Below are 11,026 nucleotides of genomic sequence, written 5' to 3'. Positions count from 1 at the left end.
CTGGGCAACCCGGAAATTGCTTTCCAGACGGCTAATCTCCCCAGCGATGGTATTGGTCTGGCGCGGATGGAATTCATCATCAGCAATACCATCAAGGCGCACCCCATGGCTTTGCTCTACCCGGAAAAGGTCAAAGACCCGCAGGAGCGTGTAGCCTTGGCTAAGCTAACCCAAGGCTACACGCAGCCCCAGGATTTTTTTGTGGAGCGGCTATCAGAGGGCGTCGGCACCCTGGCTGCCGCTTTTTATCCCAAACCGGTAGTGGTACGTATGTCTGATTTCAAAAGCAACGAGTATGCCTCATTGCTTGGGGGTCGCGGCTTCGAACCCGAGGAAGACAACCCCATGCTGGGCTTTCGCGGCGCTTCCCGCTATGCACATCCAGCGTACAAAGAAGGTTTTCATCTGGAATGCCTGGCCATGAAAAGAGTGCGCGAAACCATGGGCCTGGATAATGTCATTTTGATGCTGCCTTTTGTACGCCGCGTGCAGGAAGCCGACGACGTTCTTGCGCAAATGGCAGAATTTGGCCTGAAGCGCGGCGAAAATGGCCTGAAAATTTACGCCATGTGCGAAGTCCCCAACAACGTGCTTTTAATTGATGCGTTTGCCCAGCGCTTTGACGGATTCTCCATTGGTAGTAATGATCTCACCCAACTCACTCTCGGAGTGGATCGGGATTCGGAAATTGTCGCCTTTGACTACGACGAGCGCGACGAAGGCGTGAAAACCATGATCTGCCTCGCCGTGGATGGCTGTAAACGGCATGGCATCCACTCTGGAATTTGTGGTCAGGCGCCTTCAGACTATCCGGAAATGGCTGAGTTTCTGGTCGATATTGGCATTGAATCCATGAGCCTCAACCCGGATTCCGTACTGAAAACCACCTTGCATGTTCTGGAACTGGAAAAGCGAGAAGCCTCTTGAATATTCAACCCGTGCTGTTAGTCATTTTTGATGGTTTCGGCCTGAACCCCAATCGGGCCTACAACGGCTGGGCGCAAGCCCATACGCCACATCTGGATCATTATTTTGCCAGTTATCCCCATACCGCCCTGCAGGCATCCGGGCGGGCTGTGGGTCTGCCCGACGGACAATTTGGAAATTCAGAGGTCGGTCATTTGACTTTGGGTTCAGGGCGCATTCTGCTTCAGGACATGGTCCGCATATCGGACAGTCTGGCTGATGGCAGTTTTTCCAGCATTCAGAATTGGCAAAATATTTTGCAAAATACCCGGCGCCTGCATCTGGTCGGGATGGTCTCCGATGGCGGTGTGCATTCTCATATTGACCATTTGCTGGAGATTCTCCCTCTGGTGGTACAGGCAGGTGTAGAACCGATTATCCACATGATTACGGATGGGCGGGACACCGCCCCGCAATGTGCAGATGTTTTCGTCCAGATTCTGGAAAAGCGCCTGCAAGAACTGGGCAGCGGCAAAATTGCCAGCATCTGTGGCCGCTATACCGCCATGGATCGTGCCAGTCATTGGGATCGCACCCAAAAAGCCTGGGCCGCCTTGCTGAAAGGTGAGGGACTTCAGTCAGCAAACGCCCTATCGGCTGTTCAGGAAGCCTGGCGACGCGGGGAAGGAGATGAATTTATTCAACCCACCGTCATCGGCAAGCCCCAGGAAAACCGGATTGCCGCCGATGAACCCGTATTCTTTTTCAACTTTCGCTCTGACCGCATGCGGCAACTGAGCGCCGCCGTGGCCATGCCCGAATTTGAACATTTTGATCGCGGATCAGAACAGGCCAGAACCGTCCTTTGCATGACTTCCTACAATGACGCCTATCCCTTTCCGGTCCTGTTCCCGCCGGAAATCCCGACAAAAGTTTTGGCGGAAGTCATCAGTGACGCCGGCCTGCAACAATTTCACTGCGCAGAAACGGAAAAATATGCGCATGTCACCTATTTTTTTAACGGTGGCCGCGAAGAACCCTTTGCGGGGGAGGATCGCGAGATCATCCCATCGCCACAGGTAGCCACCTATGATCTCCAGCCCGAAATGAGTGCGGCAAAAGTCGCAGATCGTATCATTGCAGCACTGGAAAGCGACCAATACCACTTTGTTATTGTCAATTTTGCCAATGGTGACATGGTCGGTCATACCGCCAAAATCCCGGCCATTCTCCGTGCGGTAGAAACGCTTGATCTCCAATTTCATCGGATTACCCAGGTAGCTCTTCAGCACGGTTTCAAAATCATCCTCACGGCTGATCACGGCAATTGCGATGAAATGGTGGATCCAGTGACCGGTGAGCCTCATACCCAGCACACGGTCTATCCCGTCCCCATGCTCCTGATTGGCCACGAAGGTGTAAAATTGGGAATTGGCCGGGGCACCGCCGATATTGCGCCAACGATTCTTGATCTCATGGGACTTTCCCAGCCGTCCGAAATGACGGGGAAAAGCCTGATTCTCCGGGACAAGCTGCGTTGAATCCAGATCCAAGCGCCGACATTCACGCAAGTACTGCCAATGCCACTGGATTAAAAAACCCTACTGCGTCACCTGTGGATTCTTCGCACCTTATTCATCCCGATCATGCCGCAATGACCGCCATACTCGACAACAGCCCGATGTTGCTGATCCACTATCGGATTTGGGCCTTGTCCACAGGGGGCACTTTATTGAGTGGGGTTTCCATGTTTTTGCTGGGTGTCACCCTGCCACTGGTAATTCCCCGCCTGCACATGCCTGCCAGCAGTGTCGGCATGGTGGCTGCCATGCTCATGGGGGGAACCGTCATCGGTGCCCTGTTGGGCGGACATATTGCCGATCGTTGGGGGCGCAAACCGGTCATGATCAGCGATATGATTTTGTTGATCATTGCCGCCACATTAGCGGCACTTGCACCCAATGCCACCATTCTGACCCAGGCGGAACTGTTGCTGGGTATCGGTGTCGGCATGGACTTTCCAGTCGCCAGCAGCTATCTGGCAGAATTCATGCCTCAGGGACGCCGGGGCAGAATGATGGCTGCTTCCATCGCTATTCAGTCCGTCGGCATGTTGGCGGGCGTCGCCTTGGCCATTCTCCTGCTGCAAAATGCCCGGACTGGCGATGATACCTGGCGTTGGTTACTGGCCGCAGAAATTCTGGTGGTGCTTCCCTATCTGATCGGCCGCCTGAGCCTGCCGGAAAGCGTACGCTGGTGCATGGGACATGGCCGCAATGCCCAGGCCGCCAAAATTCTCACCCGCTTTGCACCCGACCAGAAAAAACAACTGCTGCAGATTGCCCAACGCCTGGGTAGAAAACATCATCATGTTGCCAAAATTCTGCCAGGTCATCGCCTGGGTATCGCGACGTTATTTGCCCCGGAATATCGTCGGCGGACCCTGCTGGTGACCCTTCCCTGGTTTTTTATGGACATCGCTACTTATGGTATTGGCCTGTTTACCACGATTCTGCTCGGCAGTATGCGTAGCGATCTGCCCACATTAAGCTCTACCTTGGGACGGGATCTCAGCAACGCATTGGATAGTGGCAAGGTGGACCTGTTCCTGCTACTGGGTTCGCTGCTGTCGCTCTGGGCAGTTCCCAAACTGGGACGCATTCATATGCAACTCATTGGGTTTTTCGGCATGATCCTGGGAATGACTCTTCTGCTGATTGCTGCACATCAGCATGCAGAAAATGTCATTCAAAAATATTACATGATCCTCGGCGGCTTTATGCTTTTCAATTTATTCATGACGATGGGTCCCAATGCCACCACCTTCATTTTACCAACCGAAATGTATCCTACCCAGGTACGCGCCTTTGGTGCCGGATTTGCCGCTGCAATTGCCAAAATAGGCGCCACCATCAGTGTGTTTTTATTGCCACTCATTCAGGCAAACTGGGGCCTTTCAGCCGTGTTGCTGCTCATGATTCTGGTGAGCCTGCTTGGCCTGGGAATGACCTGGATCTTCCGGGTCCAGGGCCATGGCAAAACCCTCGAAGAACATCATGGCCCGGAGGTACCACAATAGCCTCTGCACCCAAACCTGAATACGGCAGTTGGTCTGGAAGCTTTGCAGCAACTTTGGTCCGCGCCCTGCTAATGCCTATTCCCGTCGCATTTCCACGCGGCGCTGCCATGCCAGAACGGCGTCAACCACTTCCTGATCAAAGTCACGGCTTTCATGCTCCTTGATCAATCTGCGAACCCATTCTACCTGACTACTGATTTCAAAGGTTTTCTGTATATCTGCAAAATACGGATCATTTTCGAGGTAACAGTTTTCCTGCAAAGTACTCCGCTTTATTTTCATCGGCTTAGCCAATTCTGATTGACAAATAACCAGTTTGGAGCGAATTTCAGTGACTGTATATTTTTGAACCCCTTTAATCGTGCCACTATAAGGTACATGTTCGACGACCCAGAATACGTCACCGATTTCAGCGTCCGCAAAATCCAGTTGTTTATGATAAGCGTCATTTTTGGCAATAAGCATACATTATTCCTTCACTTGCATGGATGCCCGCCAGAGGCCGACAGCGAGGAGCAACCATGCGACAATCCACGCTGTGCCACCCAAAGGGGCAAAAATTGCCCAGAATGACTGGCCGGTAATGACCAGCAAATAAAGTCCCCCGCTGAAAAAAAGCACACCAAGAGCCATCAACAATGCCGAAGCACAAAGTAGCCTTCCTTTACCCCATAATCGAATCAAAATACCCAGCAGAACCAGGCCTAATGCATTATAAATCTGAAAACGCACGGCAATATCGTACACATGCAAACTTTGCCTGCTCACCTGCCCAGCAACCAGATGGTCACCAGCCGCACCGGCAATAATAGCCAGCCCCACCAGCAAAGCACCTAACGCAGAAATTTGTCCTCCCCTGCGGGCACCGTTTTGAATACCACATTCCGCCATTCCTTTCTCCTGGTTCTGTACCTCGCAGTTTCCGGGCATATCCCGCCCATCAGCCATGTGCAGCCAAATCTATTCTCTTATAGCCTACCTTCATGCCCTGATTCAAACTTTCTGCAGCATCGGGGCAGGCTAGCTGTGCTATGCTATGCTCTGGCTGATAATTTGCGGAAGAGTATAAGCTCATGGCAACACATAAAATCTGTATTCTTGGTGGCACGGGTTTTGTCGGCCGACATCTGGCGGAGCACCTCAGTCAGGATGGGCACCAGATTCGCATTCTGACCCGCAATCGGGAGCGTAACCGCGAAAACCTGCTGGTTCTGCCACAGGTCGAGGTTGTTGAATGTAATGTGCATAACCCTATTGCGCTGGAGCAACAACTGAAAGGACGGGATGTAGTCATCAATCTGGTGGGCATCCTTAACGAAAACCGTCCGGGGCGCACCGATTATCCGCCCGAACGCCATGGTGATTTTGAAAAAAACCATATTGAGCTTCCCCGTCTGGTCGCTAATCTTTGTGGACATCTGGGCATTCCCCGGCTCCTGCATATGAGCGCCCTCGGTGCCAACCCCATTGCCCCCAGTGCCTACCTGCGCTCCAAAGGTATCGGTGAAGAAATCATCCGTCAGTCTGGCGAAAACAGCGCCAAAAACGGCTATTTCAATTATCTGAATGGTCCGAAATTACTCTGGGGACGCGGTCTTAAAGTGACTTCATTTCGTCCTTCGATCATATTTGGTGAAGGGGACAGCTTCTTCAATCGCTTTGCTCAACTGCTGCGCAATATTCCTTTCTTTTTACCCATGGCCGGCACTGAGGCCAAAATGCAGCCGGTGTGGATTGAAGATGTAGTGAGTGCATTTGTGCAGTCCATAGACGACGAAAAAACGTATGGCAAGGCTTTTGATCTCTGCGGTCCCAAGGTCTATACCCTGGGTGAGTTGATTGCTTATACCCAAAGCCTGATTGGCACGCATCGCAAGGTGATTGCGCTCTGTCCTTTATTGGGCAACCTGCAAGCGGGACTGATGGAAAAACTGCCGGGCAAGGTGCTGACGCGTGACAATTTGAAGTCATTGTCCGTAGATAACATTTCCAGCAAAAAGGATTTGCAGGAAGTGTTTGGTATTCAGGCTACAGCCATTGAAAGTATCGTACCGACTTATCTGGGCGGCAAAGGTCAGCATACCGAACGCTTATCAGCAATCCGTAACCGCCGCTAAAACTGCAGCAAACAACCCTTGCCTGGCGGGCTCGGATACTTCCTGATGGGTAATAGGCCTTGTCAGGGGCAATCAGGCTGCCCGCTTAAGCCACTAAAAGCTCTTGGTAGATTTGCCATTTTCAGCTTAGTGGGTAGCGGCACCCTGGTCGCCCTGCCCAAAGTTTTTAATGAGCTCCTCAGCGAGTTCAGTGGGGACCTCGCCGAGAATCGCCGTCATCCCGGCCTGGGCACGCGTATCACCCTGCGCTGCGGCGAGACTGAATAACTCGTAAGCGCAGAATAAATCCTTGCGCAGCCCCTGGCCTTGATAAAACAGCAAGCCCAGATTGAATTGCGCGGGTGCATCATTCTGGTCTGCCGCTGCACTATACCAGCGCGCAGCTTCCTGATAATCCTGAGGGACCTCAGACCCTTCGGCGTATTTCACGCCCATATTGAACTGGGCTACGGGATCTCCTGCCTGGGCACGGGCGCGGAGATCATCCAGATCATTGCGGATGCCAGCCAAAGCCATGAGATCAAGGGTTTCACCATTTTTTGCCATAGGGTTATTGTCCTGCCTGATTGATCAGATCCTGATCGTCACTCTCCACGCCCCAGGCCGTCAAGCGTTCCCGGTCATTCATGGACCAGACAGCCCGGTGTAGAGACAGCATGGAGTTGCGATCACTCAAGAGGATATTACGCTCGCGATTACTGAGTTGCTGGGGGCCTTCTTCCAGAGCCTTGTGGCAAAGACTGGCAGCACGCGGCCATAATCCGGTGCGATTGCGCTGCAAGGCGCTGTGAATGGCATTAAAGCGAGGATCAACTACGACCTGCACAAAAGCATCTCCCTCAATGTGCGGAAGATAGGCCACACTGTCACTATCCAATGACTGCAATTCTTCGGGGACGATGACCTCCTCGGGAATCACAAACAGGCGATGCTGGCGTGCCCAGCGTCCCAGCCCAGGGCGACTGGTCCATGCGCCCAAAGGCACGGCGGCGACCAGACCACCCAAAATTGGAACCAACCAGACAAAATGCCAGAAACCCAAAAAGGGGTACAGAGCAACTGCCAGCACCAGCCCCAGTGCCGAACACCAACCAAAAAAACGCAGGGCTACTGACCAGCTGGTTTCCTGGTCACCACGCACCTGAGCCCCCCAACGTACGCCCTTCCCCATGAGGGTTTGAATGACAAACTGACTATGAAAAGCCATCCGGATAGGGGCCATCAAAACCGAAAACAAACTCTCGACCAGCATGCTCAGAATAAGATGAGACAATCCCCCAAACTGCTGGCGGCGACCAGGCTGACGGGCCACCCAAAGAACGGCCATCCACTTGGGTGAAAGCAGTAAAACAGCCGTCACCCCAAACAACCAGAACGGTAAGGGATCAATGCCACTTCCCCAATGAAAAGGGGTGACCGTATCATCATTCCCTCCACCAGCCCAATGCAGGGAACCCAACGCGCCAAGAATCAAAAACAGTCCCCAGAGCGGTGCCGCCAGAAAAGACATGGCCCCGTTGATGAAAAGGAAGCGGTGGGCAGAACGCAAGCCCTCCCCGGCCAATAAACGCAGATGTTGCAGATTGCCCTGCGCCCAGCGTCTATCCCGTTTCAAATCATCAATCAGGGTGGGAGGAACTTCCTCATAACTACCTGACAGACTGGGTACAAACCACACTTCCCAGCCATTTCTGGCCATCAGTGCCGCTTCGACAAAATCATGACTGAGCAAGGGTCCACCCAGAGGAGGCCGACCGGGTAATACGGGCAAGGCGCAAAATTCGGTGAACGGGGCAGTTCGCAAAATGGCATTATGACCAATGTAATGCCCGTCACCCAACTGCCAGAAACGCAATCCGGCGCTGAAAATCGGGCCATACAGATGCTGCGCAAATTGTTGCAGACGGGCATATAAGGTTTCCCGATTGACGGCCACCGGCTGGGTCTGAATGATACCGACCTGCGGATTTCCTTCCATCATTTCCAGCATGCGATAGAGGGTTTCACCGTTCATGACACTATCAGCGTCCAGCACTACCATATATTCGTAAGCGCGGCCCCAGCGTCTGCAAAAATCAGCGACATTGCCACTTTTGGCTTTATTATTAACTGGTCGCCTTCGATAATGAATTTTGCCAAAAGCATCCAGCGACTCACAAAGCGCCGACCAGACCAGTTCTTCACGTAACCAAATATCAGGATTGCGGGTATCACTGAGCAGAAAAAATTCAAAATGGGCCAAGGCCCCAGCCCGCTGCAAAGATTTGAAAGTGGCCTGTAGCCCGGCAGCCACCCGCTCCACTTCTTCATTATAAATGGGCATGAGAATCGCCACTTTATTCTGTGGGAGGGGCTCAGCCAGGCGGAGTTCGGGGCTACCGGGGGCGGTATCAGTGCGCCCGCTCATCAGCAGAATAAAGCCAACCAGTGCTGTCCAGAAGCCTGCAGAAATCCAGGCAAACAGCATGGAAAATATGATGAGAGTAGGTATTTCCAACCAGAGCGGCAAGCGATCGGCAAGAACCTGATCCAGCATCAGGCCTGCACTACAGGCCGGCAAAATAATAAAAGCACTTAACCAATAACGTCGGTACCGGCTGATGGTTTCCCACTGCCGGGCCATAGCCCGTGCCAATTCAGACTTCTCCGGTCAGAATACGGCGGCTCGTCAATACCTTGCTGCGGCTAAACAATGTCTGCCACAGGCGCGATGCGGCAGCCAGCCAGGAACGATTCATGGGAAGAGAGGCCATATTGCTGCGCTGAATGGCAGGCGCTACCTGCTGCTGTAGCCAACGGCATGATCGGGCATCCTGGGCCGCATTTGCAGTCATGCGCAGGGAAAGATCGAGGCGGGCATCCAGCTCATCCCCATTTCCCAGAGTCGCCAGTGCCTGATGCAGACTGGCAAAAGCCCGGGCATAAAGCGCATCCTGATGGGTTTCCACGCCTTGCAATTGGCTGATCACCTGACCACGTATCCATAAACGCTGGGCATCGGTTAACGCCAGATACGCCATATACCGCTCCATACGAGCAAGAACGGGTGCGCTATTTGCGACGACCAGGGCCTCTGCTGTACAACCTGCCAGCCACTCACCCGCAGGATTGACGCTGTAGCTTGATTCATCTTTAAACATTACACCTACTCCTTTGCCGCATGAAGAAGATAAGTCCAGGTATTGGTCATAACCTGCTTATCGAGGGTTAAATAACAACGCACATTACTGGGTGAAGCCGTTTGCGGCTGTATGACTGCAATCACCCGCCAAAAATGATCCTTAGCATCCCATTCCAGCTTTTGGCTCAAAATCTGAGCCCCGTTTTCAGCCGTGAGATGGGCTTTAACAGGCATATTCCCGGGTAATTTCGTCAGAGCACCACCGCCAAAATCAATAACGACCGTACGCGCTCCGGCGGTTTTCGGGTCATCGCCAAGATAGGTTCCGACGGGATGGGCCAAAGGAATCAGGCCATGGTTATCCAGAAAGAAACGCAAGTTGTAGGCAAAATGCAGGGGCGTTTTCGGAGCGGGTTCCTGATCCGGAACCCAGAAAACATCAATGTTGTCCATGTCCCGGTTATTGGTAGGCAGCTCAACGAGACGTACCTGACCCTTTCCCCAGTCTCCTACCGGTTGTACCCAAACACTGGGACGGCGCTGGTATTGGGTTTCAATACCCTGATAGGCGGAAAAATCACGATCTTCCTGAATCAGACCGAAGCCTACCGGGTGATCCATGCTGTAGGTCGTAGTCTGAATTTGCAGGGGATTATCAATAGGACGGGTCAACCACTCGCCATTACCATTGGCCATGACCAGATCGCTGGAATCATGCTGTGCAGGATGCCAGTCGCCGGCGGTAATCCCACGACCATGACCGTGCCAGTACATGCTGGTCAAAGGCGCCAGTTCAAGCACCTGTACGGGTTTACGCAAATATATGGTGGCCTGCACCTGTACCTTCGTACTGTCACCGGTCTGGATGGTGAAGCGGTAAGCACCTGTGGCTACTGGACTATCCATAAGCGCATAAACCACCATATCCTGCGCACCGGCTTGCGGCTTTTCCAGCCAGATCTCTTTGAAGTAAGGGAATATTTCTCCAGACGGTTGGGCCGTATCAATACCCAGACCGCGTGCTGAAGTGCCATAAACGGCATGTTTACCCACCGCACGAAAGTAGGTTGCGCCCAAAAAGGAAATAAATTCGTTATAGTTCGGCGGCGTATTCAGAGGCGCTAACAAGCGGAATCCGGCGTAACCCAGGTCACTCGGCAGATCAGCGGGAACCTTTAAATTACCAAAACTGAAGTCTCCGAGATTAAAAGGGATGGGTCGCACCTTGCCATTGACCACTTCGCGGATGACTTCAGGCTGATGAAACCAGGAACCGGGCAGGTAAAATTGTGCCTGAAAAGGCGTATTCTCGTTCTGCCACAAAGGTCTCGTGTCCTGAATCTGACTGTACTGTTCAGGGCTTAGATTTTTGAGAAAAGCAGGAATCGGCAAAGGCTTGGGATTATAATGCGTGTCTACCAGTGCCTGGGCCTTGGACTCTACGTTCTGCATGTTAAAATCATTCGCCGACGCCGCAATGCTGAAGGCCCAGCCTGACAGGCTGAGCGCAATAGCAGAAGCAAGCTTCAAGGAGGAATAATTATGAGATAAATAGTTCATGGTGATGGTTAAGCAATTCTTGTACCAAAATATTAACTATATGTTTATAATTTACTTTTTTTGAATGCCCTGATATTTTTGTCGCCTCTGCCCGACGCAGAATGCCGAAATCAGCCATAAAAAATGCTATGGATAATGCCGTCATTCATCAATAATTTTGCGGACAAGATCTAACCCGCTGAAAGTATTAATTTATCTAAATTTCCTGTTAAACTGATGCAACTTTGCGCGACACCAAACCGT

General features: G+C 52.3%; 10 protein-coding genes. 4 read left to right on the top strand and 6 right to left on the bottom strand.

The features are described from left to right. The 3 genes from BLW97_RS06355 to BLW97_RS06345 all read left to right on the top strand — a co-directional run. A partial coding sequence (locus BLW97_RS06355; protein WP_341465657.1) for a putative PEP-binding protein occupies positions 1-927 on the top strand: 927 nt, incomplete at its 5' end. After that, positions 924-2,447 carry a 2,3-bisphosphoglycerate-independent phosphoglycerate mutase gene (gene gpmI / locus BLW97_RS06350; RefSeq protein ID WP_075322681.1) on the top strand — a complete coding sequence of 508 codons (1,524 nt, stop codon included), beginning with the start codon at positions 924-926 and terminating at the stop codon, positions 2,445-2,447. The genes BLW97_RS06355 and gpmI, both read left to right, overlap by 4 nt. After that, on the top strand, positions 2,444-3,985 hold the full coding sequence (locus BLW97_RS06345) for an MFS transporter (RefSeq protein WP_077218269.1): 1,542 nt from the start codon (positions 2,444-2,446) through the stop codon (positions 3,983-3,985). The genes gpmI and BLW97_RS06345 overlap by 4 nt, the downstream gene beginning before the upstream one ends. Before the next feature lie 75 nt (positions 3,986-4,060). On the opposite strand, the gene BLW97_RS06340 is transcribed toward BLW97_RS06345, so the two are convergent. Beyond that, positions 4,061-4,450 carry a hypothetical protein gene (locus BLW97_RS06340; RefSeq protein WP_010639163.1) on the bottom strand — a complete coding sequence of 130 codons (390 nt, stop codon included), beginning with the start codon at positions 4,448-4,450 and terminating at the stop codon, positions 4,061-4,063. Between the two features lie 3 nt (positions 4,451-4,453). Beyond that, a complete protein-coding gene (locus BLW97_RS06335) occupies positions 4,454-4,876 on the bottom strand; it encodes a DUF423 domain-containing protein (RefSeq protein ID WP_031569668.1) in 423 nt (140 codons plus the stop codon). Positions 4,877-5,058: 182 nt separating this feature from the next. On the opposite strand from BLW97_RS06335, the gene BLW97_RS06330 reads away from it, so the two are divergent. Further along, positions 5,059-6,102: a complex I NDUFA9 subunit family protein gene (locus BLW97_RS06330; protein ID WP_075322679.1), complete on the top strand. Its 1,044-nt coding sequence runs from the start codon at positions 5,059-5,061 to the stop codon at positions 6,100-6,102. A 126-nt stretch (positions 6,103-6,228) separates the two neighbouring features. Here BLW97_RS06330 and BLW97_RS06325 read toward each other — a convergent pair whose 3' ends face one another. Genes BLW97_RS06325 through BLW97_RS06310 form a run of 4 tightly spaced genes read right to left on the bottom strand, consistent with a single transcriptional unit; the run spans position 6,229 to position 10,675 of the window. Further along, positions 6,229-6,648, bottom strand: a complete 420-nt coding sequence (locus BLW97_RS06325) for a tetratricopeptide repeat protein (protein WP_075322678.1) — start codon at positions 6,646-6,648, stop codon at positions 6,229-6,231. Between the two features lie 4 nt (positions 6,649-6,652). Then, positions 6,653-8,737 (bottom strand): glucans biosynthesis glucosyltransferase MdoH, encoded by a 2,085-nt coding sequence (mdoH, locus tag BLW97_RS06320; protein ID WP_075322677.1) that lies wholly within the window; start codon positions 8,735-8,737, stop codon positions 6,653-6,655. Between the two features lies 1 nt (position 8,738). After that, complete coding sequence (locus BLW97_RS06315) at positions 8,739-9,242, bottom strand: hypothetical protein (RefSeq protein ID WP_075322676.1); 504 nt, start codon at positions 9,240-9,242, stop codon at positions 8,739-8,741. Positions 9,243-9,247: 5 nt separating this feature from the next. Beyond that, positions 9,248-10,675, bottom strand: coding sequence for an OpgD/OpgG family glucan biosynthesis protein (locus BLW97_RS06310; protein ID WP_242947717.1), 1,428 nt, complete (start codon positions 10,673-10,675; stop codon positions 9,248-9,250). Between the last annotated feature and the right edge of the window lie 351 nt (positions 10,676-11,026).

The sequence above is a fragment of the Acidithiobacillus albertensis genome, assembly GCF_001931655.1.
Classification (GTDB): Bacteria; Pseudomonadota; Gammaproteobacteria; order Acidithiobacillales; family Acidithiobacillaceae; genus Acidithiobacillus; species Acidithiobacillus thiooxidans.
Note: the sequence above shows the minus strand (reverse complement) of the source record. Positions and strands in the feature narration are given on the sequence as shown.